We start from the raw sequence: 24,993 nt of genomic DNA on the forward strand, positions 1-24,993 counted from the left end.
AGTAACGGTTACTCAATCCGATCTTTGACAATAAAGAAGTAACACAGCGCCCCGGTGAACGTCACACAGGCCGCGATAACCAGCGCCAGATTAAACGAGTGTGTGGTATCCACGACCCAACCGGTTACGATCGGAGCAAAGGAAGCAAAAACAAAACTGCCAAAGTTTTGAATCCCGGCGATGGAAGCCACTTTTGTTTCTGACACCATCACCTGCACCAGCCCCCATGCAGATGTTCCCGCGAAATGCACGCAGAACAGCGCCATTGAGATAAACGCTACCGCCTGGGCTGGCGAGGAAGATTGCACGACCAGCAACGTGCCTAATGCCGACATCATCAAACCGCAGACAATAGCCGTTTTACGCGTCTTCGCCAGGTCATAGCCTTTTTTCGCCAGCCGATCGACAACAATACCGTTAACCCACATCCCGACCGCCGCCGCGAGGAAAGGAATTGCCGCCACCCAACCGGTTTTCGCCAGACTGAAACCTTGTTCGGCCTGCAAATAACCGGGTAACCACGCGATGTAGAGCCAACCGGTATAATTGACGCCAGAGAAACCTAAAATCATCCCCCAGGTTGTCCGATGCTTAAACAGCGCCAGCCACTCGCTAAATTGTAACTGTGGACGCGGTTTAACCGGCGCGGAGAGATATGTCCGTTCTTCCTCGGTCAGGACAAACTGCGCCCGGTTGCGATACCACGCGTACCAACAGATCCCAACCAGAATCCCTGCTACGCCGATGATGACAAACATCGTCCGCCAGCCCCATGCCAGTTGCATCAATACAAGAGCAGGAGGCGCGATAGCCTGACCGATAACGGTAGATGAGTTAAAAATCCCCAGCGCCGTGCCGCGTTCTTTTTGCGCATACCAGTCGGTGATCGACTTTACTCCCGCAGGCATAAATGGCGCTTCGCCAATACCCAGACCGATACGCATTAAAATAAAGTGGCTAAAAGAATTAACCATTCCTGTTAATGCCTGCATTAATGACCAGAATATTAAGCCTGCGCCTAACACTATTCGTGGGCCAAAGCGGTCTAGCAAAATACCGGAAGGAAGTTGTGAAAAACCATAAGACAGAGAAAATGCAGAAAGCAAAACACCAAACTCGGTAGCGGATAATCCTAACTCGCCACGAATTGCTTCACCTGCCACGCTCAATGACGAACGGTCGAGAAAATTAACGATCCCCGCCATAAATAATAAAACCAGGGTCACTGTCTGAATACGACGAATCCGTTGCGGTTTATTACCCGCAACACTGGTTGACACATCAACGTCCATTTTTAGCTCCTTGAGCGGAATTAATCGATTTGATGAATATTCAGAAAATAATTAAGCGAACCGCTATTACCAGTTCCACAATGTGCCATCTTCCAGTCGTGCGACGGGGAGATACGCCGGGTCATACGGATATTTCGCCGCCAGTTTCTCATCGAAAGAAATACCCAGCCCCGGTTCATCGCCTGGGTGCATATAACCTTCATCGAAGCGCCAGCTGTGCGGGAAGACTTCAAGCATTTGTTCGGAATAGCCCATGTACTCCTGAACGCCAAAGTTTGGCACCCAGAGGTCAAAATGCAGCGCCGCCGCATGACAAACAGGCGATAAATCTGAAGGGCCATGCGAACCGGTACGTACCTGATAAAGCGATGCAAAATCGGCAATCCGTCGCATCCCGGTAATGCCGCCTGCATGGGTAATCGTCGTGCGAATATAGTCAATCAGCTGCTCTTCGATTAACTGTTTGCAGTCCCAGATACTGTTAAACACTTCACCGACCGCAATCGGCGTCACGGTATGCTGGCGAATCAGACGAAAACATTCCTGGTTCTCGGCAGGCGTCGGATCTTCCATCCAGAACAGGCGGTAATCCTCAATGCTCCTCCCAAAGCGCGCCGCTTCGATGGGGGTCAGGCGATGGTGCATGTCATGCAACAGATGTTCGTTAAAACCGAACTTATTACGCACCGCTTCAAATAACTTCGGCGTAAAATCGAGATACTTTTCTGAAGACCACAACTGCTCTTCTGGCCACAGGCCTTTGGTTGCTGGTTCATACGCCAGTCCTTTGCCCTTCGCCAGACCATAGGTGGTTTGCATACCCGGTACACCACACTGCACACGAATCGCCTTAAAGCCCATCTGCTGGTGCTTTGCATAGTCTTCAAGGACTTCATCAATCGTCCGCCCGGTGGTGTGGCAATAAACCATCACGCCTTCACGAGAAGCGCCACCAAGCAGTTGATACAATGGCATATTTGCCGCTTTAGCTTTGATATCCCACAACGCCATATCAATGGCAGAAATGGCCGACATCGTGACGGGACCACGTCGCCAGTAAGCTCCTTTATAAAAGAATTGCCAGATATCTTCGATACGGCTGGCATCGCGGCCAATTAATTGAGGACAAAGATGATCTTTCAGATAAGAAGCGACCGACAATTCGCGACCATTTAACGTGGCATCTCCTAATCCACAAAGTCCGCTTTCAGTGGTTATTTTAAGCGTAACGAAATTACGCCCGGGACAAGTAACAAAAACATCCACAGCAATAATTTTCATTATTGCAATCTCCTGTATTGTAAATAGACACTTCAAACTTAATTTTACGCCTACTACCATACAAGAGAGAAAAAGTGATTATTCAACCGTGATCACATTAAAAATAAAAATTTCTACCGAGGAGAAAAAACACCCTCAAAAACCACCTGAATAATTAGCCATCATCGTTAAAACAACACGTTAAATAATCACATAACAAACTCCATTAATCATTAAAAATGAACACAACAATAGAAATAAATTATATTCAATTAATTAAAGTATGTATTGGCTGATGTATTGAAAATATAATTTTTATGGGGAGAGTGAAGGTAAAGAAGACGCAAGAATAAAAAGGAATGTGACAAATAATGGTTCTGGTTGGGCGTTAAATTTAAGGTCACCAGAATACTGACAAATTTCTGCCTGATGCGGCGTAAACGCCTTATCCGCCTACGAAGTGTCACACTTTGTAGGCGTGGTAAGCTCCCCATTTTCAGGGGAGCAATATAAACAAATTACCCCAACCGCGCCTGCGCAAAAGCAATCGCCTGCGCCACCTGTTGCGGTGAGACACCGCCTTTTGCTGCACGCTTGTCGAGGCACGATTGCAGCGACAGAATCGGATAGACATCTTCGCCAATCACCTGGCTGAATTTCTGCAACTCACTGAGCGGCAGATCTTCCAGCGCTTTGCCCTGACGAATGGCTTCCACCACCGCTTCACCCACAATATGGTGCGCCTCGCGGAACGGTACGCCTTTCGCCACCAGATAATCCGCCAGTTCAGTAGCGTTGGCGTAACCCTGCTGCGCCGCTTCCTGGCAACGCGGACGTTTCACCTGAATGCCGTCCAGCACCAGCGCCGCCATATGCAGGCAGTCCAGCCAGGTATCGAGCGCGTCGAACAGACCTTCTTTGTCTTCCTGCATATCTTTGTTGTAAGCCAGCGGCAAACCTTTCAGCGTCATCATCATGCCGGTTAACGCCCCCTGCACCCGACCGCATTTACCGCGAATCAGCTCCAGCGCATCCGGGTTTTTCTTCTGCGGCATTAATGATGAACCGGAAGTCACACGGTCAGAAAGCTCCACAAACCCCGCTTCGCCGGTGTTAAAGAAAATCAGATCTTCAGCAAAACGCGACAGATGCACCATGCCGATAGCGGCAGCAGAAAGCAGTTCCAACACATGGTCACGGTCAGAAACGCTGTCGAGACTGTTACGGGTCGCCGAAGCAAAGCCCAGCCAGCCTGCTAACTGTTCACGGTCGATTTCATAGGCCGTTCCTGCCAGTGCGCCACAACCTAGCGGGCTGACATCCAGACGCTTAAGCGCGTCCTGCAAACGGCTTTCATCACGCGCCAGCATCTCAACGTAGGCCAGGCACCAGTGAGCGAACGTCACCGGCTGGGCGCGTTGCAGGTGAGTGTAACCCGGCATCACCGCGTCCTGATTGTTCTGCGCGGTCTCGACCAGAGCGGATTGTAACTGCCGGTTAGCCGTCAGCAACTCGCTAACGGTATCTTTGCACCACAGTTTCAGGTCAGTTGCTACCTGATCATTACGGCTACGCCCGGTATGCAGTTTTTTGCCTAACTGACCCACTTTGTCGATCAGTTTACCTTCCACCCAGCTATGGATATCTTCGGCGTCGCTTTCAAGGATTTGTTGTGGCCTGGCGCGAACATCTTCCAGCAGCACGTTCAGCGCCTCTTCCAGTTGCGCCTGCTCTTCTGCGGTTAACACGCCGACCGTTACCAGGGCTTTGGACCAGGCCACAGAGCCAACAATATCCTGCTCCGCCAGACGGTAATCAAAGCGCAGTGAGTCGTTGAATTGTTTGAACCGTTGATCTGCTGCCTGGGTAAAACGCCCGCCCCAAAGTGCCATAACTCTGTTTCCTTATTTTGAAATTCAATGCCGGAAAGCTGCGCCTCCGGCCAACAAAACTTAAGCTAAAATCCGCGTACCCATCGGCATACCGTTAAACAGTGCCGGAAGCTGTTCCGCATGACGCCAGGAGGCGATATCTACCGGACGGCCCAACGTGCGCGCAGCATCCAGCGCCGCGTTCACTTTCACAATCATGCCGTCAGTAATAATGCCCTGCTCAATCAGTTGTTCTGCTTTCGCGGCGGTCATTTCGGCAATACGTTGCCCTTTGCCGTCGAGAATGCCGCTGACGTCAGAGAGCAAAATCAGATCCGCGCCCAGCGTTGCCGCCAGCGCCGTCGCCGCCTGGTCGGCATTGACGTTCATCAGTTGCCCTTCGTTTGTTACGCCAATGGAGCTGACCACCGGCAGATAACCGTTCTCCAGCAAGCTGTTGATAAGCTTAGGCGAACCTGGCTGCGCCAGTCCAACATGGCCTAACTCTTCATCAAGCTGGGTCACTTTGACGCTGTCGCCGTCACCGAGAAACAAACCTACGGCCGCAATCTGATGCTTCTTCGCCCATGCCAGCAGGGTTTTATTTGCCGTTCCCGCCAGTGCTCCGGTGATAATGTCTATCTGATCCGCAGGCGTCACCCGCAGGCCATTTTTCTTTTTCACCGGCAGATTCAGCCCTTTCATCAGCTCATCCACCACGCAACCGCCGCCGTGCACAATCACCAGCTGACGCTGATGTGACTCGCGATAATTCACCAGTGCGCTAAACAGACGTTCCAGCGCCTCTTCACTATCCAGCAGTACGCCACCCAGTTTGATAATTAATGGATTCATCATTGCACCCTTAAATAAGAGACTGCGTTTCCGCATAGCCGAAACGAATATTGGCGCACTGCACCGCTTGTGCCGCCGCGCCTTTCAGTAAGTTGTCTTCGGTCGCCACAATAATCAGATGCTCGCCCTGAACGGCAAAACCGATATCGCAGAATGGCAGTCCAACGACATTTTTCAGCGCCGGAACGCCTTTGTCATACAGCCGCACCAGTGGTTTATGGGCATACGCCTGCTGTAACGCTTGCGCCACTTGCACCTGGCTCACACCCGGTTTCAGGCGGCAGGTAATGGTTTCGAGAATGCCGCGCGGGAAATTGCCCAGATGCGGGGTGAAGATAACGTCAGCACCGAGGTGTGTGGCGATCTCTGGTTGATGGCGATGGGTAAAGACGCCATACGGTTGCAGGCTAACTTCACAAAAACTATTTGAAATCGCTGCCTTACGTCCTGCACCGCTCACGCCGCTGGTGGCGTTGATCACCGGCCACTGATTGAGGTCAAGAAGATCGGCATCAATCAACGGTTTCAGCGCCAGCTGTGCTGCCGTCGGATAACAGCCTGGCACGGCAATCAAGTTCGCTTCTTTTAATTTATTACCGCACCACTCCGCCAGACCGTAGGCTGCCTGTTCCAGCAGTTCCGGGTATTGATGGGTAAAGCCGTAATATTTTTCATAGAAGGCGACATCGTTAACACGAAACGCGCCGGAAAGGTCGAACACCACACAGCCTGCTTCAAGAAATTGCGGCGCTAAATCGTGGCTGACTTCATGGGCGGTGGCGAGAAACACCACGTCCACCCCTGGGCTAAACTCGCTGATATCCGACATCGGCTGCAACGGCAGATCAACGATGCCTTTTAGCTGCGGATGCAAATCGGAGATTAACTTTCCCGCATCATTGCTTTGCGCTGAAACAGTCAAAGCGGTTATGTTCATATGCGGATGGCGATTTACATAGGTCACTAGCTCTGCGCCAGCGTAGCCGCTGGCACCCACAATCAGCGTATTCAACATCGGGGCTATTCACCTTCTTATGTCTGGTTGCCAGGTTAAACGTAAAACATTCACCTTACGGCTGGTGGGTTTTATTACGCTCAACGTTAGTGTATTTTTATTCATAAATACTGCATGAATATTGATACTATCATGACCAGAGGTGTGTCAACAATGAAAAACAAATTACCGCCATTTATCGAGATTTACCGTGCTCTGATTGCCACACCTTCAATAAGCGCCACGGAAGAGGCACTCGATCAAAGCAATGCAGATTTAATCACTCTGCTGGCGGACTGGTTTAAGGATTTAGGCTTCAATGTGGAAGTACAGCCTGTGCCAGGAACTCGCAACAAATTTAATATGCTGGCCAGTTGCGGACAGGGGGCTGGCGGTTTGTTGCTGGCGGGGCATACCGATACGGTGCCATTTGATGACGGACGCTGGACGCGCGATCCATTTACGTTGACGGAGCATGACGGCAAGCTTTACGGCTTAGGCACCGCCGACATGAAAGGCTTTTTTGCGTTTATCCTTGATGCGCTACGCGATGTCGACGTCACGAAGCTTGCAAAACCGCTCTACATTCTGGCGACTGCCGATGAAGAAACCAGTATGGCCGGAGCGCGTTATTTTGCCGAAACTACCGCCCTGCGCCCGGATTGCGCCATCATTGGCGAGCCAACGTCGCTGCAACCGGTACGCGCGCATAAAGGTCATATCTCTAACGCCATCCGTATTCAGGGCCAGTCGGGCCACTCCAGCGATCCAGCACGCGGAGTTAACGCTATCGAACTGATGCACGACGCCATAGGGCATATTTTGCAATTGCGCGATAACCTGAAAGAACGTTATCACTACGACGCGTTTACCGTGCCATACCCTACGCTCAACCTCGGGCATATCCACGGCGGCGATGCATCTAACCGTATTTGCGCTTGTTGTGAGTTGCATATGGATATTCGTCCGCTGCCAGGCATGACACTCAATGAACTTAACGGTTTGCTCAACGATGCATTGGCTCCAGTGAGCGAACGCTGGCCGGGTCGTCTGACGGTCGACGAGCTGCATCCGCCGATCCCTGGCTATGAATGCCCACCGAATCATCAACTGGTTGAAGTGGTTGAGAAATTGCTCGGAGCAAAGACCGAAGTGGTGAATTACTGTACCGAAGCGCCGTTTATTCAAACGTTATGCCCGACGCTGGTTCTGGGGCCTGGCTCAATTAATCAGGCTCATCAGCCTGATGAATATCTGGAGACGAGGTTTATCAAGCCCACCCGCGAACTGATCACCCAGGTGATTCACCATTTTTGCTGGCATTAAAACGTAGGCCAAACAATGTCGGATGCGATGCTTGCGCATCTTATCCGACCTACACCTTTGGTGTTATTCGAGGCGATTTTTTAACATTCCCATAAGTTACGCTTATTTAAAGCGTCGTGAATTTAATGGCGTAAATTCCTGCTATTTATTCGTTTGCTGAAGCGATTTCGCAGCATTTGACGTCACCGCTTTTACGTGGCTTTATAAAAGACGACGAAAAGCAAAGCCCGAGCATATTCGCGCCAATGCGACGTGAAGGATACAGGGCTATCAAACGATAAGATGGGGTGTCTGGGGTAATATGAACGAACAATATTCCGCATTGCGTAGTAATGTCAGTATGCTCGGCAAAGTGCTGGGAGAAACCATCAAGGATGCGTTGGGAGAACACATTCTTGAACGCGTAGAAACTATCCGTAAGTTGTCCAAATCTTCACGCGCTGGCAATGATGCTAACCGCCAGGAGTTGCTCACCACCTTACAAAATTTGTCGAACGACGAGCTGCTGCCCGTTGCGCGTGCGTTTAGTCAGTTCCTGAACCTGGCCAACACCGCTGAGCAATACCACAGCATTTCGCCGAAAGGCGAAGCTGCCAGCAACCCGGAAGTGATCGCCCGCACCCTGCGTAAACTGAAAAACCAGCCGGAACTGAGCGAAGACACCATCAAAAAAGCAGTGGAATCGCTGTCGCTGGAACTGGTCCTCACGGCTCACCCAACCGAAATTACCCGTCGTACACTGATCCACAAAATGGTGGAAGTGAACGCCTGTTTAAAACAGCTCGATAACAAAGATATCGCCGACTACGAACACAACCAGCTGATGCGCCGCCTGCGCCAGTTGATCGCCCAGTCATGGCATACCGATGAAATCCGTAAACTGCGCCCAAGCCCGGTAGATGAAGCCAAATGGGGCTTTGCCGTAGTAGAAAACAGCCTGTGGCAAGGCGTACCGAATTACCTGCGCGAACTGAACGAACAACTGGAAGAGAACCTCGGCTACAAACTGCCCGTCGAATTTGTTCCGGTCCGTTTTACCTCGTGGATGGGCGGTGACCGCGACGGCAACCCGAACGTCACTGCCGATATCACCCGCCACGTCCTGCTACTCAGCCGCTGGAAAGCCACCGATTTGTTCCTGAAAGATATTCAGGTTCTGGTTTCTGAACTGTCGATGGTTGAAGCCACCCCTGAACTGCTGGCGCTGGTTGGCGAAGAGGGTGCCGCAGAACCGTATCGCTATCTGATGAAAAACCTGCGTTCTCGCCTGATGGCGACACAGGCATGGCTGGAAGCGCGCCTGAAAGGCGAAGAATTGCCAAAACCAGAAGGTCTGCTGACACAAAACGAAGAACTGTGGGAACCGCTCTACGCTTGCTACCAGTCACTTCAGGCGTGTGGCATGGGTATTATCGCCAATGGCGATCTGCTCGACACCCTGCGCCGCGTGAAATGTTTCGGCGTACCGCTGGTGCGTATTGATATCCGTCAGGAGAGCACGCGTCATACCGAAGCATTAGGCGAACTGACCCGCTACCTCGGTATCGGCGATTATGAAAGCTGGTCAGAAGCCGACAAACAGGCGTTCCTGATCCGCGAACTGAACTCCAAACGTCCGCTTCTACCACGCAACTGGCAACCAAGCGCCGAAACGCGCGAAGTGCTCGATACCTGCCAGGTGATTGCCGAAGCGCCGCAAGGCTCCATTGCCGCCTACGTGATCTCGATGGCGAAAACGCCGTCCGACGTGCTGGCTGTCCACCTGCTGCTGAAAGAAGCGGGTATCGGGTTTGCGATGCCGGTTGCTCCGCTGTTTGAAACCCTCGATGACCTGAACAACGCCAACGATGTCATGACCCAGCTGCTGAATATCGACTGGTATCGCGGCCTGATTCAGGGCAAACAGATGGTGATGATTGGCTATTCCGACTCAGCAAAAGATGCGGGCGTGATGGCAGCTTCCTGGGCGCAATATCAGGCACAGGATGCATTAATCAAAACCTGCGAAAAAGCGGGTATTGAGCTGACGTTGTTCCACGGTCGCGGCGGTTCCATTGGTCGCGGCGGCGCACCTGCCCATGCGGCGCTGCTGTCACAACCGCCAGGAAGCCTGAAAGGTGGCCTGCGCGTGACCGAACAGGGCGAGATGATCCGCTTTAAATATGGTCTGCCAGAAATCACCGTCAGCAGCCTGTCGCTGTACACCGGGGCGATTCTGGAAGCCAACCTGCTGCCACCGCCTGAGCCGAAAGAGAGCTGGCGTCGCATTATGGATGAACTGTCAGTCATCTCCTGCGATCTCTACCGTGGCTACGTACGTGAAAACAAAGATTTTGTGCCTTACTTCCGCTCCGCTACGCCGGAACAAGAATTGGGTAAACTGCCGTTGGGTTCACGTCCGGCGAAACGTCGCCCAACCGGCGGCGTCGAGTCACTGCGCGCTATTCCGTGGATTTTCGCCTGGACGCAAAACCGCCTGATGCTCCCCGCCTGGCTGGGTGCAGGTACGGCGCTGCAAAAAGTGGTCGAAGATGGCAAACAGAGCGAGCTGGAAGCCATGTGCCGCGATTGGCCATTCTTCTCGACGCGTCTCGGCATGCTGGAGATGGTCTTCGCCAAAGCAGACCTGTGGCTGGCGGAATACTATGACCAACGCCTGGTAGACAAAGCACTGTGGCCGTTAGGTAAAGAGTTACGCAATCTGCAAGAAGAAGACATCAAAGTGGTGCTGGCGATTGCCAACGATTCTCACCTGATGGCCGATCTGCCGTGGATTGCAGAGTCTATTCAGCTACGGAATATTTACACCGACCCGCTGAACGTATTGCAGGCCGAGTTGCTGCACCGCTCCCGCCAGGCAGAAAAAGAAGGCCAGGAACCGGATCCTCGCGTCGAGCAGGCGTTAATGGTCACTATTGCCGGGATTGCGGCAGGTATGCGTAATACCGGCTAATCTTCCTCTCCTGCAAACCCTCGTGCTTTTGCGCGAGGGTTTTCTGAAATACTTCTGTTCTAACACCCTCGTTTTCAATATATTTCTGTCTGCATTTTATTCAAAATCTGGATATCCCTTCAGATATCCTTAAGGAATTGTCGTTACATTCGGCGATATTTTTTTCAAGACAGGTTCTTACTATGCATTCCACAGAAGTCCAGGCTAAACCCCTTTTTAGCTGGAAAGCCCTGGGTTGGGCACTGCTCTACTTTTGGTTTTTCTCTACTCTGCTACAGGCCATTATTTACATCAGTGGTTATAGTGGCACTAACGGCATTCGCGACTCGCTGTTATTCAGTTCGCTGTGGTTGATCCCGGTATTCCTCTTTCCGAAGCGGATTAAAATTATTGCCGCAGTGATCGGCGTGGTGCTATGGGCGGCCTCTCTGGCGGCGCTGTGCTATTACGTCATCTACGGTCAGGAGTTCTCGCAGAGCGTTCTGTTTGTGATGTTCGAAACCAACACCAACGAAGCCAGCGAGTATTTAAGCCAGTATTTCAGCCTGAAAATTGTGCTTATCGCGCTGGCCTATACGGCGGTGGCAGTTCTGCTGTGGACACGCCTGCGCCCGGTCTATATTCCAAAGCCGTGGCGTTATGTTGTCTCTTTTGCCCTGCTTTATGGCTTGATTCTGCATCCGATCGCCATGAATACGTTTATCAAGAACAAGCCGTTTGAGAAAACGTTGGATAACCTGGCATCGCGTATGGAGCCTGCCGCACCGTGGCAATTCCTGACCGGCTATTATCAGTATCGTCAGCAACTAAACTCGCTAACAAAGCTACTGAATGAAAATAATGCCTTGCCGCCGCTGGCTAATTTCAAAGATGAATCGGGTAACGAACCGCGCACCTTAGTGCTGGTAATTGGCGAATCGACCCAGCGTGGACGCATGAGTCTGTACGGTTATCCGCGTGAAACCACGCCGGAGCTGGATGCGCTGCATAAAACCGATCCGAATCTGACCGTGTTTAATAACGTGGTTACGTCTCGTCCGTACACCATTGAAATCCTGCAACAGGCGCTGACCTTTGCCAATGAAAAGAACCCGGATCTGTATCTGACGCAGCCGTCGCTGATGAACATGATGAAACAGGCGGGTTATAAAACCTTCTGGATCACCAACCAGCAGACGATGACCGCCCGCAATACCATGCTGACGGTATTTTCGCGCCAGACCGACAAGCAGTACTACATGAACCAGCAACGTACGCAGAGTGCGCGTGAATATGACACCAACGTGCTGAAGCCGTTCCAGGAAGTGCTGAAGGACCCTGCGCCGAAGAAACTGATCATCGTTCATCTGCTGGGTACGCATATCAAGTACAAGTACCGTTATCCGGAAGATCAGGGCAAATTTGACGGTAATACAGAGCATGTTCCACCGGGATTAAACGCAGAAGAGCTGGAGTCATATAATGATTATGACAATGCTAACCTGTACAACGATCACGTGGTTGCCAGCCTGATTAAAGACTTTAAAGCGACCGATCCGAACGGTTTCCTGGTTTATTTCTCTGACCACGGTGAAGAGGTTTACGACACGCCGCCGCACAAAACTCAGGGGCGTAATGAAGACAACCCGACGCGTCATATGTACACCATTCCGTTCCTGCTGTGGACGTCAGAAAAATGGCAAGCGACTCATCCGCGTGATTTCTCACAAGATGTTGATCGTAAATACAGCCTGGCGGAACTGATCCACACCTGGTCAGATTTGGCGGGCTTATCTTACGACGGTTACGATCCAACCCGTTCAGTGGTGAATCCGCAGTTCAAAGAAACTACCCGCTGGATTGGTAACCCGTATAAGAAAAACGCACTGATCGATTACGACACTCTGCCGTATGGCGATCAGGTGGGTAATCAGTAATTATCAGCCAGATGTTATTTGCCGGATGCGACGCTTGACGCGTCTTATCCGGCCTACAGATCGCGGCGGTAGGCCGGGTAAGGCATTTACGCCGCATCCGGCAATACAAGGCGACTGAAACTGTCGCAATGTTTACATCGAACTCCCATCAGGCCACACTTTTCAGGTGGCCTTTTTTCATAATGCCAGTTACTGTTTTCCCGTCTACATACCTAAGGGAATAACATGTATCACGACGTCAGCTATCTGCTCTCCCGCCTGATCAACGGCCCGCTGTCCCTGCGCCAGATTTACTTTGCCAGCAGCAACGGCCCGGTGCCCGATCTTGCGTATCAGGTCGATTTTCCACGGCTGGAAATTGTGCTGGAAGGTGAGTTTATTGATACCGGCGCTGGAGCAGCGTTAGTTCCCGGCGATGTGCTGTACGTCCCTGCTGGTGGCTGGAATTTTCCACAATGGCAAGCCCCCGCCACCACCTTTAGCGTGCTGTTTGGCAAACAGCAACTCGGCTTCAGCGTTGTGCAATGGGATGGCAAACAATATCAAAATCTGGCGAAGCAACACGTCGCCCGACGCGGCCCGCGCATTGGTTCTTTTCTGCTACAAACGCTCAATGAAATGCAAATGCAGTCGCAGGAGCAGCAAACGGCCAGACTTATCGTCGCCAGCCTGCTTAGCCACTGCCGCGATTTGCTCGGCAGCCAAATACAGACCGCCTCACGCAGCCAGGCTCTATTCGAAGCTATTCGTGATTATATCGACGAACGCTATGCCTCCGCACTTACCCGCGAATCTGTCGCACAGGCGTTCTATATTTCGCCAAATTACCTCTCGCACCTGTTTCAAAAAACGGGGGCCATTGGTTTTAACGAATACCTGAATCACACGCGACTGGAGCACGCTAAGACATTATTGAAAGGCTATGACCTGAAGGTAAAAGAAGTGGCGCACGCCTGCGGCTTTGTCGACAGCAACTACTTCTGCCGTCTGTTTCGTAAAAATACCGAACGCTCGCCGTCGGAATATCGTCGGCAGTACCACAGCCAACTGACAGAAAAACCGACTACTCCAGAATAAGATGGGTTTGCTGCGGCGCAGAAAGCACTTTGCGCACTGCGCTCATCACCCTCTGCGGCTCACGCAGGAAAGCGTAGATGCTGCATTGCACGTAGCGACAATGTTCAAATCGCTCAGCACCGGCAAGCTCGATATCCGTAATTAACAGCGCAACATCCGCCCGGCGGATATCCTCGTCCGCTAAACGATTCTCCGTTCCCAACGCGCCCTGAGTTTCAATGCTAACGCCCCACTTCTCTAACTGGCACAACTTTTCCAGCCGTTCCGCCGCCATATAAGTATGCGCCACGCCGCTTACGCAGGCGGTTACTGCCACCAGATATGCCATTTTAACCTCCCACGGTAACCTGAAATCCGGCCCGTTCTGCCATTTCACGCATCGTTGCCACATCGGCTGACGACGGCGCAGAAACCTCTTTCATCGACCATGTTTTCCCCAGCAGGCGGTATTTCGGCTCGCCGTACTGATGAAACGGTAACAGATGGATCTGCTTGATATTCAGCGGGATCAGCACGTCCAGCGCCTGCTGCATATTCTCCCGGCTGAGCGTGAAACCAGGGATCAGCGGTAAACGCGGGATCACGTTGACACCCTCACTCACCAGCAAACGCAGATTCTCCAGCACGCGTTGCAGGTTCATCTTCACCACATCCCGCGCCTGAGCCGCATCCATAATTTTTAAATCGAACAACACTTCATCGCACAATTTCGCCAGCGGTAACAGCTTGCTGGCTGGCGCGTCTCCGGCAGTTTCGATGGCGCATGACACACCCCATAGCCGCAGTCGCTGTAAAAAACGGGTCGCAAACTCCGCCTGCATTAACACTTCGCCGCCAGAAAGCGTGACGCCACCGCCGGACGTGCGAAAGAAAATGTCATCTTTCATCACTTCCCGTTCCAGAGCGTCAAGGCTGATATCGCGACCAATCCGTTCAAATGCCCCGGAGGGGCATTCATCCGCATCACGCAAACATTTCGCGCAGTGCAGACATTTCGCCTCTCTGCGCACCGTCTGGATTTTGCCGGAGATCGACTCCGGATTAGCACACCATGGGCAAAGATGCGGACAGCCTTTAAAAAAGACCACCGTACGAATGCCCTCGCCGTCATTCAGTGAATAACGCTGAATGTTGAAAATGCGCGCCACATCATTGCGGCGCGTTTCCACAACGTTACAGCTGATGCGCTGTCCGGCGGATGATGTCATCCTGGATCTCCTTCGACAGTTCGACAAAGAAGGCGCTGTATCCGGCAACGCGCACCACCAGCCCGGCATAATCTTGTGGGCGCTGTTGCGCTTCCCGTAACGTGTCGGCGTTCACCACGTTAAACTGAATATGCTGCAACTTAAGCTGGGTAAACGCCCGTAAGAAGTCGGCCAGTTTGCGTAATCCCGCTTCACCTTCCAGGGTCGCCGGAGTGAATTTCACGTTCAGCAACGTACCGTTAGACAGCAGCGTATTATCGAGCTTACTGACTGACTTCAGTACCGCTGTTGGCCCTTGTGCGTCCTGGCCCAGCATGGGTGACAAGCCGCCGTCTGCCAGCTGTTCTCCGGCAAAACGACCGTCTGGCGTCGCGCCAACCACCGATCCCAACGGGACGTGGGCAGAAACGGTATACGATCCCGGCGTGAAGTAGCCGCCGCGCGGGTTCTGGTATTTTTCCACTTCTTTGCAGTAGTGGCGTAACAGTTCGGCGCTGATGTTATCCACCTCGTCGATATCGTTACCGTATTTCTCGAAGCGGTTAATTAAGCGAGCGCGGACTTTTTCGCCTTCTGGCGTGGCGAAGTTGGCTTTTAATACCGACAGCAATTCGTCAAAACTTAAACGCTGTTGATCAAAAATCATCCCTTTCAACGCATGGAGAGAATCGCTCAGGTTGGCGATACCGATCCCCTGTACGCCGGAGAAGTTATAACGCGCGCCGCCATCGGTAATATCGCGACCTTTTTCCAGACAATCGCTGATAAAAGACGAGAGTAGCGGTACAGGTGCCCAGTCACGGTGACCGATATCGCAAATATTGCTGCCCTCAACCATCAGGGTGATGTAGTGGCTGATCTTGGCGCGGATCTGCTCCAGTAAACCTTCATAAGTCAGCGCAGCATTGCCTTCATTTTCATGCAGGCAGATTTCCATCACTTTCAGCAGGTTAAACATCGCGATGTCATGCAAGCCGTAGGTTCTGCCGGGAATAGATAATTCCACACAGCCCACTACGGAATAGTCGCGCGCATCTTCCAGCGAAACGCCACGGTTGAGGAACGCTGGCACCACCACTTCATCGTTAAAGATTTGCGGAATACCGGTGCCGAGGCGAATGGTTTCTGCGGTTTTCATCAGGAACGGCGTGTCGATCAAGGCGTTAGTGCGCACGCCGAGGTTCGGTTGCGGTAATTGCACGCTTTGATAAGCGTCAAGGCAAAGGAACGAAAGCACGTTCACCGCGCTACGTCCGTTCTCGGTTAACCCGCCGAGCAGTGCGGTATAGCCGGTAGGGAAACCTGCGAAATAACGCGCGCTACTGGTGGAGCGCAACAGCACGATGTCGTTGCATTTCACCCATAAAGATTCGAGCAGTTCTTTCAGGAATGCCGGATCTTCGCCCTGGGTTAATGATGCCTGATAGAACGGCAACATATACTGGTCGAAGCGCCCCAACGATAGCGAACTGGCGTTGGATTCGTATTGCAGAATGATGTTCATGTACCAGAATAACTGGCACGCCTGCCAGAACGTCTGCGGCTTATGTTCGGCGTTATGGCGGGAGATCTCCGCAATGGTCAGCAGTTCTTCGCGACGCGGGCCATCAGTGCAGCTTGCCGCCATCGTTTCCGCCAGTTCGGCGTAACGCAAAATATGTTTCTGCGAGGCTTCCAGCAGTAACAGCGCTGCCTGATAAAAGTGATTCTCCGGCTGTTGCTGACAATGTTGCTGCATCTGTGCCACCAGCTCCCCCAGCCCGTGATTCAGCAGGCGCGGGTAATCAATAATAATGTGCCCCTGGCCTTTATCCGTCTGGTTGATGCTGAAAATCTGCGTGCTGGTCGCGGCTTTTACTTCATCCGTCATCTGCCCGTTGATGAAATCTTTCATCGAACGTTTTTCCCAGTACGGGAACAACTCTTCGCGGTAGATACGTTTATCTTCTTCGCTGATAGCAAAGCGGTCCTGCGGACGCGTCGGGAATTGATCCAGCTCTTTCAGCAGCCAGTAAGGGTCCATTTCCGGCGACATAATCCCGGCGCGTGGTTTTACGGTGCGGTTACCGGCAATCAGTTCTTCATCACGAATCGAAATTTCAACGTGTTCAAGGATATACGCTGTTGCTTTCGCCCGACGCATTATCACCGGCTCCCCTTCGGTTTGCCGATGGCTGGCGGTATAAAGCAACGCCCGCTCCAGCGAGATTTCACGGGTATTGGCAAACAGTGCAGTTTTGAGGCGAGAGATACGATTCGTCATGAGGAACTCCTGTGGGAAAGCGAACCCGCCCTTGCGGGCGGGATAAGAACTTAAGCGGTTTGCGCCAGGTGAGCTTCAATTTTGCTCATAATGGCGTCAGCACGTTTTACCGCGTCGCTGATGTTGACACGCACGATAGTCTTGCCAGCAAAACGCTCTTCAAATTTGATGCCGATATCTTTGGTCAAAATCACCATATCGGCGCTTGCCACGTCTTCCGCAGTCAGTTCATTTTCCAGACCAATCGACCCCTGGGTTTCTACTTTCACTTCCCAGCCTTTCGCTTTCGCGGCGCTTTCCAGCGCCTCTGCCGCCATATAAGTATGGGCAACACCTGAAGGACATGCGGTTACTGCGATAATTTTCGTCATGGCTCGTTCCTCAATTAATTAATTTCAAAATCCAGATCCAGGTCGTCTTCCTTCTCTTCAGTTGAAGACCCATTTTTACGCGCCAGACTTTTCAGCACGTTCACGCAGACTGCCGTCACAACCGCCCCGACAGCCACTGCCGCGATGTAACCCAACTTACCTTCAACCACCGGCAGCACAATCAGACCACCCCAGCCTGCATAGCACTGCGCACCGACCAGCGCCGCAGTTACCGCACCACAAACTGAACCGACCATGATGGAAGGAATGACACGCAGCGGATCGGCAGCGGCGAAAGGAATCGCCCCTTCAGTAACGCCAACACAGCCCATCACCAGTGCCGCCTTGCCGGTTTCGCGCTCTTCTGCGGAGAAATTTTTACGACCAATCAGCGTCGCCAGCCCCATCCCCAGCGGTGGAACACAAATCCCAACAGCGGCAATAGCCACCACGGTATAAACACCCTGAGCAACGCAAATCAGCATGAAGGCATAGGCCACTTTGTTAACCGGGCCGCCCATATCGAACGCCAGCATCAGACCCATGATCACCGCCAGCATAACAATGCTGCCCTGCTGCATCCCCTGAAGCCACTGGGTCAGGCTGTTGGTCAACGCCCCCACCGGCTCGCCCAGCCCCCACATCATGACGCCAGCGGTAATCAGTGTGCCGACGATTGGAATGATGAAGATTGGCATCACCGAGCGCAGAACTTTATGCACCGGAATTTTCTTCAGGTAATGCACCACGATGCCGCCGATAATCCCGGCGATCAGCGCACCAAAGAAGCCCGCGCCAAAGCTGTTACCAACCCAGGCACCGATAGCGCATGGAGCCAGCGCAGAACGTTCTGCAATGGAATAACCGATGTAAGCGGCGAGGAAAGGCACCATCAGCGTCAAACCTGCAACGCCGATATCAAACAGTTTTTTCAGATTCGGATCGGCTACGGCATCCGGCACTGCGCCTTTGCCATACAACATGACGGAAACCGCCAGCAAAATACCGCCCGATACCACGAAGGGAATCATGTGTGAAACGCCCGTCATTAAATGCTGACGGGTATTTTTCAGGATCTGCACCAACTCATTCATAAGCTGCTCCCGGGCTTGCGAAAGCCCATGTCCATATTTTTGATGGAAGAAACAATAGGCAATCGCAGGCGGAGCAAACAGTGGATAAAAAGGCCATTTACTGGACTTTTGTAATATCAGTACAAAAATGCGATCCGCCTCATAACTTGCGATAATCCGGAAGTACGCCGCAAAACGGCGTCTTGTGAGACGCGTCGCAAATTGACGGTTACATTACATTTGTCCAGCTTTTGGCAGATTTGTCACATGGCAGGCCGTTGCCGTGCGCTCTTATCCTGTAAACAGAAAACCGTACCGGGAGAAAGGCAATGGCCCTGATTGTGGAATTTATTTGTGAGCTACCTAACGGCGTGCATGCGCGTCCGGCAAGCCACGTTGAAACGCTGTGTAATACTTTTTCATCACAAATTGAGTGGCATAACCTGCGCACTGACCGCAAGGGCAACGCCAAAAGCGCCCTTGCGCTGATTGGCACCGATACGCTGGTGGGCGATAACTGCCAGTTACTGATTTCCGGGGCCGACGAACAGGAAGCGTACCAGCGTTTAAGCCAATGGCTGCGCGATGAATTCCCCCACTGCGACGCACCGCTGGCGGAAGTAAAATCTGACGAACTGGAACCACTGCCGGTTTCACTGACCAATCTGAATCCGCAAATTATCCGTGCTCGCACCGTGTGCAGTGGTAGCGCAGGCGGCATTCTGACGCCGATCTCTTCTTTAGATCTCAATGCGCTGGGTAATCTTCCCGCAGCCAAAGGCGTTGACGCCGAACAATCCGCACTGGAAAACGGTCTGACGCTGGTACTGAAAAACATAGAGTTTCGTCTGCTGGATAGCGACGGTGCTACCAGCGCGATTCTGGAAGCGCACCGATCCCTGGCTGGCGATACTTCCCTGCGCGAACATTTACTGGCAGGTGTCAGCGCCGGATTAAGCTGCGCCGAAGCGATTGTTGCCAGTGCGAATCACTTTTGCGAAGAGTTCGCCCGTTCCAGCAGCAGCTACCTGCAAGAACGTGCCCTGGACGTACGCGACGTCTGCTTCCAGTTACTCCAGCAAATCTACGGTGAGCAACGCTTCCCGGCACCGGGCAAACTGACGCAGCCCGCCATTTGTATGGCTGATGAACTGACCCCCAGCCAGTTCCTCGAACTGGATAAAAATCACCTCAAAGGTCTATTACTGAAAAGTGGCGGCACCACATCACATACGGTGATCCTTGCCCGTTCGTTCAACATTCCGACGCTGGTAGGTGTGGATATTGCTGCCCTTACTCCGTGGCAGCATCAGACGATTTATATCGACGGCAACGCAGGGGCGATTGTGGTTGAGCCAGGGGAATCCGTGGCCCGTTATTATCAGCAAGAAGCCCGCGTACAGGACGCTCTGCGTGAGCAACAGCGTGTCTGGCTGACCCAGCAAGCGCGTACCGCAGACGGTATCCGCATTGAAATTGCCGCTAACATCGCTCACTCCGTGGAAGCGCAGGCCGCATTCGGCAATGGTGCGGAAGGCGTTGGTTTGTTCCGCACTGAAATGCTCTATATGGATCGCACCAGTGCACCGGGTGAAAGCGAGCTGTACAACATTTTTTGTCAGGCGCTGGAGTCTGCCAACGGACGCAGCATTATTGTGCGCACTATGGACATTGGCGGTGATAAACCCGTTGATTATCTGAACATTCCGGCAGAAGCTAACCCGTTCCTCGGTTATCGCGCGGTGCGTATTTATGAAGAATACGCGTCGTTGTTTACCACACAACTACGGTCGATCCTGCGCGCCTCTGCTCACGGCAGCCTGAAAATCATGATCCCGATGATCTCCTCAATGGAAGAGATCTTATGGGTGAAAGAAAAACTGGCGGAAGCCAAACAGCAACTGCGTAACGAACACATTCCGTTTGATGAGAAGATCCAGCTCGGCATCATGCTGGAAGTGCCGTCGGTGATGTTCATCATCGATCAATGCTGCGAAGAGATTGATTTCTTCAGTATCGGCAGTAATGACCTGACGCAATATCTACTGGCAGTGGATCGCGATAACGCTAAGGTGACTCGTCACTACAACAGCCTGAATCCGGCCTTCTTGCGGGCGCTCGATTACGCCGTGCAGGCGGTGCATCGCCAGGGCAAATGGATTGGTCTGTGCGGTGAACTGGGAGCGAAAGGTTCCGTGCTGCCGTTGCTGGTCGGTTTAGGGCTGGATGAACTCAGCATGAGCGCACCATCAATTCCGGCGGCGAAAGCGCGGATGGCGCAACTTGATAGCCGTGAGTGCCGCCAGTTGCTCAACCAGGCAATGGCCTGCCGTACTTCGCTGGAAGTGGAACACCTGCTGGCGCAATTCCGCATGACCCAACAGGACGCACCGCTGGTCACCGCCGAGTGCATCACACTGGAAAGCGACTGGCGCAGCAAAGAAGAAGTGCTCAAAGGCATGACCGATAACCTGCTGCTGGCGGGCCGCTGCCGCTATCCGCGTAAACTGGAAGCCGACTTGTGGGCGCGCGAGGCCGTTTTCTCTACCGGACTGGGCTTTAGTTTCGCCATTCCCCACAGTAAATCGGAACACATTGAGCAATCCACCATCAGCGTAGCGCGTCTGCAAGCGCCAATGCGCTGGGGCGATGATGAAGCGCAATTCATCATTATGTTAACCCTGAACAAACACGCCGCGGGCGATCAACATATGCGCATTTTCTCGCGCCTCGCTCGTCGCATCATGCACGAAGAATTCCGTAATGCGCTGGTTAACGCCGCCTCTGCCGACGCTATCGCCAGCCTGCTGCAACATGAACTGGAACTGTAAAAGGAAACATCATGGAACTGTATCTGGACACCGCTAACGTCGCAGAAGTCGAACGTCTGGCACGCATATTCCCGATTGCCGGGGTGACAACTAACCCGAGCATTATCGCTGCCAGCAAGGAGTCCATCTGGGAAGTGCTGCCGCGCCTGCAAAAAGCGATTGGTGATGAGGGCATTCTGTTTGCTCAGACCATGAGCCGCGACGCGCAGGGTATGGTGAAAGAAGCGAAACACCTGCGCGACGCTATTCCGGGCATTGTGGTGAAAATTCCGGTAACCTCTGAAGGTCTGGCAGCAATTAAAATGCTGAAGAAAGAAGGCATTACTACGCTGGGAACCGCAGTGTACAGCGCCGCGCAAGGATTACTGGCGGCGCTGGCTGGAGCCAAATACGTTGCTCCATACGTTAACCGCGTAGATGCCCAGGGCGGTGACGGCATTCGTACTGTACAGGAGTTGCAAGCGTTACTGGAAATGCATGCGCCAGAAAGCATGGTGCTGGCTGCCAGCTTTAAAACACCACGTCAGGCGCTGGATTGTTTGCTGGCTGGATGTGAATCCATCACACTGCCCTTAGATGTAGCGCAACAAATGCTTAACACCCCTGCGGTAGAGTCAGCTATAGAGAAGTTCGAGCACGACTGGAATGCCGCATTTGGCACTACTCATCTCTAAAGGAGTAATTATGGACCGCATTATTCAATCACCAGGTAAATACATCCAGGGCGCAGATGTAATTAATCGTCTGGGCGAGTACCTGAAGCCACTGGCGGAACGCTGGTTAGTGGTGGGTGACAAATTTGTTTTAGGTTTTGCTCAATCCACTGTCGAGAAAAGCTTTAAAGATGCTGGACTGGTAGTAGAAATTGCGCCGTTTGGCGGTGAATGTTCGCAAAATGAGATCGACCGTCTGCGTGGCATCGCGGAGACTGCGCAGTGTGGCGCAATTCTCGGTATCGGTGGCGGAAAAACCCTCGATACTGCCAAAGCACTGGCACATTTCATGGGTGTTCCGGTAGCGATCGCACCGACTATCGCTTCTACCGACGCACCGTGCAGCGCATTGTCTGTTATCTACACCGATGAGGGTGAGTTTGACCGCTATCTGCTGTTGCCAAATAACCCGAATATGGTCATTGTCGACACCAAAATCGTCGCTGGTGCACCTGCACGTCTGTTAGCGGCGGGTATCGGCGATGCGCTGGCAACCTGGTTTGAAGCGCGTGCCTGTTCCCGTAGCGGCGCGACCACCATGGCGGGTGGCAAGTGCACTCAGGCAGCGCTGGCACTGGCTGAACTGTGCTACAACACCCTGCTGGAAGAAGGCGAAAAAGCGATGCTTGCCGCCGAACAGCATGTAGTGACTCCAGCGCTGGAGCGCGTGATTGAAGCGAACACCTATTTGAGTGGCGTTGGTTTTGAAAGCGGCGGGCTGGCGGCGGCACACGCGGTACATAACGGCCTGACCGCTATCCCGGACGCGCATCACTATTATCATGGTGAAAAAGTGGCATTCGGTACGCTGACGCAGCTGGTTCTGGAAAACGCGCCGGTGGAGGAAATCGAAACCGTAGCTGCGCTTAGCCATGCGGTAGGTTTGCCAATAACTCTCGCTCAACTGGATATTAAAGAAGATGTCCCGGCGAAAATGCGAATTGTGGCAGAAGCGGCATGTGCAGAAGGTGAAACCATCCACAACATGCCTGGCGGCGCGACGCCAGATCAGGTTTACGCCGCACTGCTGGTAGCCGACCAGTATGGTCAGCGTTTCCTGCAAGAGTGGGAATAACCTACTCCAAACTCCCGGCTTGTCCGGGAGTTTGAACGCAAAATTGCCTGATGCGCTACGCTTATCAGGCCTACGCAATCTCTGCAATATAGTAAATTTACGTACTTTTGTAGGCCGGATAAGGCGTTCACGCCGCATCCGGCACGCTGTGCCAGTAATCTGAAACTTCCACCTTGTTCGGGTGTTTTTTTATCCGCTTCTGGACATTTTCTCCACAGAACAATCGTTAGCCCGGAAGGTCGAATCTGTGACTCTTATTTTCACGGACGAAACAGATGAAAGCTTCACTGGCGTTATTCAGTCTTCTGACGTTATTTACCAGTTACTCCTTAAAATATCCCGCCGTTCCACCAACCGTGGTACAAATCCAAGCTAACACCAATCTTGCCATCGCAGACGGCGCCAGACTGCAAATCGGCAGCACGCTATTTTACGATCCGGCGTATGTGCAGCTTACCTATCCTGGCGGTGATGTCCCGCAAGAACGCGGCGTATGTTCCGATGTGGTGATCCGTGCATTGCGCAGCCAGAAGGTCGATTTGCAGAAACTGGTGCACGAAGATATGGCGAAGAATTTTGCTGCGTACCCGCAAAAATGGCAGTTAAAGCGCCCGGACAGCAACATCGATCACCGTCGGGTGCCTAATCTGGAAACCTGGTTTACCCGCCACGATAAAACACGCCCCACCAGCAAGAACCCCAGTGACTATCAAGCGGGCGATATTGTCTCCTGGCGATTAGATAACGGGCTGGCACATATTGGGGTGGTGTCAGATGGCTTCGCCCGCGACGGTACGCCGCTGGTGATACATAACATTGGCGCAGGCGCGCAGGAAGAAGATGTACTGTTTAGCTGGCGGATGGTGGGGCACTATCGGTATTTTGCTAAATAAGAGATCTCCCCACATGAAGAAAAAATTCAGATCCTTTTTACACTGACGGCTTCTTTTTTCTTACGGCTCACCAGCGCCAGTGCCAGCACAATCAGCACAATACCGCTACCTTCAACTGCCCCCGGATTCTCACCGAGCAGCCACCAGGAAAAGAGTACGCCGCAAACGGGAACGGCCAGTGTGCTTAAGCTGGCAATACTGGCAGGCAAGTTTTTCAATACAAACAACCATAAGCTCCACGCCAGCGCTGTCGCCAGAATCGCACTGTAGGCCAGCGCCCAGAACACGGTGGGTTGCCAGTCAATTTCACGTTGCGGCACCAGTAAAGCGACCACGCTCATCACCAGCGCCGCATACAGCATCTGCCAGGATGTTAGCGACAATAAATCCACGCGCGGATGGCGGGCATACAGACGTTTAGCAACAATCGCGCTCGCCCCCCAACTCACACCGGAGAGGATTGCCAGCATGGCACTTTTCATCGAAGAGAAATCGAGTTGCCACGGCTGCAACACCAAAAATAAGCCGAAAGCGGCAATCAGTATCGCGAAATATTGCCCACGTCGCAGGCGTTCACCGAGAAACAACGCGGCGAAAATTACCACCCAGAACGGCATGGTATAGCTCAGGATTGCCACCTTCCCCGCTCCGCCGCTGACCAGCGCCCACTGTGCCAGGCCAACCATCCCGCAGGTTTGTAACAGGGCAATGGCTAAGGTGTATTTAAACGGCGTCGGGCGCATTCCGCGACCACGTAATAAAAGGACGATGAATAAAACGAGAGCGCCGAAAATGCAGCGTAAGGCGGTGAAGTCGAAGGCACCGATGTAGCTGGTGACTTGCTTCATGAAAATCCAGCTATAACTCCAGATAAGTGTGAGCACAACCAGGCCACTGATTGCCAGTGGGTTGCTCTTTCCTGCGGCAGACATGAGAGATCCAGTGTGTAGTTTTCCTGTGGACACTATACGCCGGTAAAGAAACTTCAGCGACTGCATGAAAGGCAGTCGCTGAAGAAGGTC

General features: G+C 52.6%; 19 protein-coding genes. 8 read left to right on the forward strand and 11 right to left on the reverse strand.

Annotation, left to right across the window (positions count from 1 at the left end; translation table 11 throughout):
• Positions 1 to 8 precede the first annotated feature (8 nt).
• The 5 genes from HBM92_RS23105 to argC all read right to left on the reverse strand — a co-directional run bounded on the left by HBM92_RS23105 (position 9) and on the right by argC (position 6,293).
• Positions 9 to 1,292, reverse strand: coding sequence for an MFS transporter (locus tag HBM92_RS23105; protein WP_000382186.1), 1,284 nt, complete (start codon positions 1,290 to 1,292; stop codon positions 9 to 11).
• 66 nt (positions 1,293 to 1,358) lie between these two features.
• On the reverse strand, positions 1,359 to 2,573 hold the full coding sequence (gene manD / locus HBM92_RS23110) for a D-mannonate dehydratase ManD (RefSeq protein ID WP_000691039.1): 1,215 nt from the start codon (positions 2,571 to 2,573) through the stop codon (positions 1,359 to 1,361).
• A 497-nt stretch (positions 2,574 to 3,070) separates the two neighbouring features.
• Entirely contained in the window at positions 3,071 to 4,444 is a 1,374-nt protein-coding gene (gene argH, locus HBM92_RS23115) for an argininosuccinate lyase (RefSeq protein ID WP_001230079.1), read from the reverse strand.
• Between the two features lie 60 nt (positions 4,445 to 4,504).
• Positions 4,505 to 5,281 carry an acetylglutamate kinase gene (gene argB / locus HBM92_RS23120; RefSeq protein WP_001298414.1) on the reverse strand — a complete coding sequence of 259 codons (777 nt, stop codon included), beginning with the start codon at positions 5,279 to 5,281 and terminating at the stop codon, positions 4,505 to 4,507.
• 7 nt (positions 5,282 to 5,288) lie between these two features.
• Positions 5,289 to 6,293, reverse strand: coding sequence for an N-acetyl-gamma-glutamyl-phosphate reductase (gene argC / locus HBM92_RS23125; RefSeq protein WP_000935379.1), 1,005 nt, complete (start codon positions 6,291 to 6,293; stop codon positions 5,289 to 5,291).
• Positions 6,294 to 6,446: 153 nt separating this feature from the next.
• Between argC and argE the strand changes: the two genes are divergently transcribed.
• From argE to HBM92_RS23145, 4 genes are all read left to right on the forward strand, one after another.
• Positions 6,447 to 7,598, forward strand: a complete 1,152-nt coding sequence (gene argE / locus HBM92_RS23130; RefSeq protein WP_001298411.1) for an acetylornithine deacetylase — start codon at positions 6,447 to 6,449, stop codon at positions 7,596 to 7,598.
• 301 nt (positions 7,599 to 7,899) lie between these two features.
• Positions 7,900 to 10,551, forward strand: coding sequence for a phosphoenolpyruvate carboxylase (gene ppc / locus HBM92_RS23135; protein ID WP_001005579.1), 2,652 nt, complete (start codon positions 7,900 to 7,902; stop codon positions 10,549 to 10,551).
• A gap of 182 nt (positions 10,552 to 10,733) precedes the next feature.
• On the forward strand, positions 10,734 to 12,467 hold the full coding sequence (locus HBM92_RS23140; protein ID WP_000556298.1) for a phosphoethanolamine transferase CptA: 1,734 nt from the start codon (positions 10,734 to 10,736) through the stop codon (positions 12,465 to 12,467).
• Between the two features lie 225 nt (positions 12,468 to 12,692).
• Entirely contained in the window at positions 12,693 to 13,544 is an 852-nt protein-coding gene (locus tag HBM92_RS23145) for an AraC family transcriptional regulator (protein ID WP_000274617.1), read from the forward strand.
• On the opposite strand, the gene HBM92_RS23150 is transcribed toward HBM92_RS23145, so the two are convergent.
• Genes HBM92_RS23150 through HBM92_RS23170 form a run of 5 tightly spaced genes read right to left on the reverse strand, consistent with a single transcriptional unit; the run spans position 13,531 to position 18,480 of the window.
• Positions 13,531 to 13,872, reverse strand: coding sequence for a PTS fructose-like transporter subunit IIB (locus HBM92_RS23150; protein WP_000323849.1), 342 nt, complete (start codon positions 13,870 to 13,872; stop codon positions 13,531 to 13,533). The two genes, HBM92_RS23145 and HBM92_RS23150, sit on opposite strands and share 14 nt — an antisense overlap.
• A gap of 1 nt (position 13,873) precedes the next feature.
• Positions 13,874 to 14,752 (reverse strand): [formate-C-acetyltransferase]-activating enzyme, encoded by an 879-nt coding sequence (locus HBM92_RS23155; protein ID WP_000204137.1) that lies wholly within the window; start codon positions 14,750 to 14,752, stop codon positions 13,874 to 13,876.
• Entirely contained in the window at positions 14,718 to 17,015 is a 2,298-nt protein-coding gene (locus tag HBM92_RS23160; protein ID WP_000184858.1) for a formate C-acetyltransferase, read from the reverse strand. The genes HBM92_RS23155 and HBM92_RS23160 overlap by 35 nt, the downstream gene beginning before the upstream one ends.
• Before the next feature lie 50 nt (positions 17,016 to 17,065).
• The gene (locus HBM92_RS23165; RefSeq protein ID WP_000161265.1) at positions 17,066 to 17,386 is read right to left on the reverse strand and encodes a PTS fructose-like transporter subunit IIB; all 321 of its coding nucleotides are present in this window, start codon (positions 17,384 to 17,386) and stop codon (positions 17,066 to 17,068) included.
• A 14-nt stretch (positions 17,387 to 17,400) separates the two neighbouring features.
• Positions 17,401 to 18,480 (reverse strand): PTS fructose transporter subunit EIIC, encoded by a 1,080-nt coding sequence (locus HBM92_RS23170; RefSeq protein ID WP_001004469.1) that lies wholly within the window; start codon positions 18,478 to 18,480, stop codon positions 17,401 to 17,403.
• A gap of 308 nt (positions 18,481 to 18,788) precedes the next feature.
• Between HBM92_RS23170 and ptsP the strand changes: the two genes are divergently transcribed.
• The 4 genes from ptsP to HBM92_RS23190 all read left to right on the forward strand — a co-directional run bounded on the left by ptsP (position 18,789) and on the right by HBM92_RS23190 (position 23,971).
• Positions 18,789 to 21,290, forward strand: a complete 2,502-nt coding sequence (ptsP, locus tag HBM92_RS23175; RefSeq protein ID WP_001185152.1) for a phosphoenolpyruvate--protein phosphotransferase — start codon at positions 18,789 to 18,791, stop codon at positions 21,288 to 21,290.
• An 11-nt stretch (positions 21,291 to 21,301) separates the two neighbouring features.
• Complete coding sequence (gene fsa, locus HBM92_RS23180) at positions 21,302 to 21,964, forward strand: fructose-6-phosphate aldolase (RefSeq protein WP_000424855.1); 663 nt, start codon at positions 21,302 to 21,304, stop codon at positions 21,962 to 21,964.
• Positions 21,965 to 21,974: 10 nt separating this feature from the next.
• Entirely contained in the window at positions 21,975 to 23,078 is a 1,104-nt protein-coding gene (gene gldA / locus HBM92_RS23185; RefSeq protein ID WP_000374004.1) for a bifunctional L-1,2-propanediol dehydrogenase/glycerol dehydrogenase, read from the forward strand.
• 275 nt (positions 23,079 to 23,353) lie between these two features.
• Positions 23,354 to 23,971 (forward strand): DUF1287 domain-containing protein, encoded by a 618-nt coding sequence (locus HBM92_RS23190; RefSeq protein ID WP_000647854.1) that lies wholly within the window; start codon positions 23,354 to 23,356, stop codon positions 23,969 to 23,971.
• A 26-nt stretch (positions 23,972 to 23,997) separates the two neighbouring features.
• Here the strand turns inward: HBM92_RS23190 and yijE are convergent, their stop codons facing one another.
• Positions 23,998 to 24,903 carry a cystine transporter YijE gene (gene yijE / locus HBM92_RS23195; protein ID WP_001271242.1) on the reverse strand — a complete coding sequence of 302 codons (906 nt, stop codon included), beginning with the start codon at positions 24,901 to 24,903 and terminating at the stop codon, positions 23,998 to 24,000.
• Positions 24,904 to 24,993 lie beyond the last annotated feature (90 nt).

The organism is Escherichia sp. E.sYA108 (genome assembly GCF_011754335.1).
Lineage (GTDB): Bacteria > Pseudomonadota > Gammaproteobacteria > Enterobacterales > Enterobacteriaceae > Escherichia > Escherichia coli.

Bases quoted from the DNA above. Each gene is read 5' to 3' on its own strand.
- HBM92_RS23105 (WP_000382186.1), bottom strand. From the start codon at position 1,292: ATGGACGTTGATGTGTCAACCAGTGTTGCGGGTAATAAACCGCAACGG.
- manD (WP_000691039.1), bottom strand. From the start codon at position 2,573: ATGAAAATTATTGCTGTGGATGTTTTTGTTACTTGTCCCGGGCGTAAT.
- argH (WP_001230079.1), bottom strand. From the start codon at position 4,444: ATGGCACTTTGGGGCGGGCGTTTTACCCAGGCAGCAGATCAACGGTTC.
- argB (WP_001298414.1), bottom strand. From the start codon at position 5,281: ATGATGAATCCATTAATTATCAAACTGGGTGGCGTACTGCTGGATAGT.
- argC (WP_000935379.1), bottom strand. From the start codon at position 6,293: ATGTTGAATACGCTGATTGTGGGTGCCAGCGGCTACGCTGGCGCAGAG.
- argE (WP_001298411.1), top strand. From the start codon at position 6,447: ATGAAAAACAAATTACCGCCATTTATCGAGATTTACCGTGCTCTGATT.
- ppc (WP_001005579.1), top strand. From the start codon at position 7,900: ATGAACGAACAATATTCCGCATTGCGTAGTAATGTCAGTATGCTCGGC.
- HBM92_RS23140 (WP_000556298.1), top strand. From the start codon at position 10,734: ATGCATTCCACAGAAGTCCAGGCTAAACCCCTTTTTAGCTGGAAAGCC.
- HBM92_RS23145 (WP_000274617.1), top strand. From the start codon at position 12,693: ATGTATCACGACGTCAGCTATCTGCTCTCCCGCCTGATCAACGGCCCG.
- HBM92_RS23150 (WP_000323849.1), bottom strand. From the start codon at position 13,872: ATGGCATATCTGGTGGCAGTAACCGCCTGCGTAAGCGGCGTGGCGCAT.
- HBM92_RS23155 (WP_000204137.1), bottom strand. From the start codon at position 14,752: ATGACATCATCCGCCGGACAGCGCATCAGCTGTAACGTTGTGGAAACG.
- HBM92_RS23160 (WP_000184858.1), bottom strand. From the start codon at position 17,015: ATGACGAATCGTATCTCTCGCCTCAAAACTGCACTGTTTGCCAATACC.
- HBM92_RS23165 (WP_000161265.1), bottom strand. From the start codon at position 17,386: ATGACGAAAATTATCGCAGTAACCGCATGTCCTTCAGGTGTTGCCCAT.
- HBM92_RS23170 (WP_001004469.1), bottom strand. From the start codon at position 18,480: ATGAATGAGTTGGTGCAGATCCTGAAAAATACCCGTCAGCATTTAATG.
- ptsP (WP_001185152.1), top strand. From the start codon at position 18,789: ATGGCCCTGATTGTGGAATTTATTTGTGAGCTACCTAACGGCGTGCAT.
- fsa (WP_000424855.1), top strand. From the start codon at position 21,302: ATGGAACTGTATCTGGACACCGCTAACGTCGCAGAAGTCGAACGTCTG.
- gldA (WP_000374004.1), top strand. From the start codon at position 21,975: ATGGACCGCATTATTCAATCACCAGGTAAATACATCCAGGGCGCAGAT.
- HBM92_RS23190 (WP_000647854.1), top strand. From the start codon at position 23,354: ATGAAAGCTTCACTGGCGTTATTCAGTCTTCTGACGTTATTTACCAGT.
- yijE (WP_001271242.1), bottom strand. From the start codon at position 24,903: ATGTCTGCCGCAGGAAAGAGCAACCCACTGGCAATCAGTGGCCTGGTT.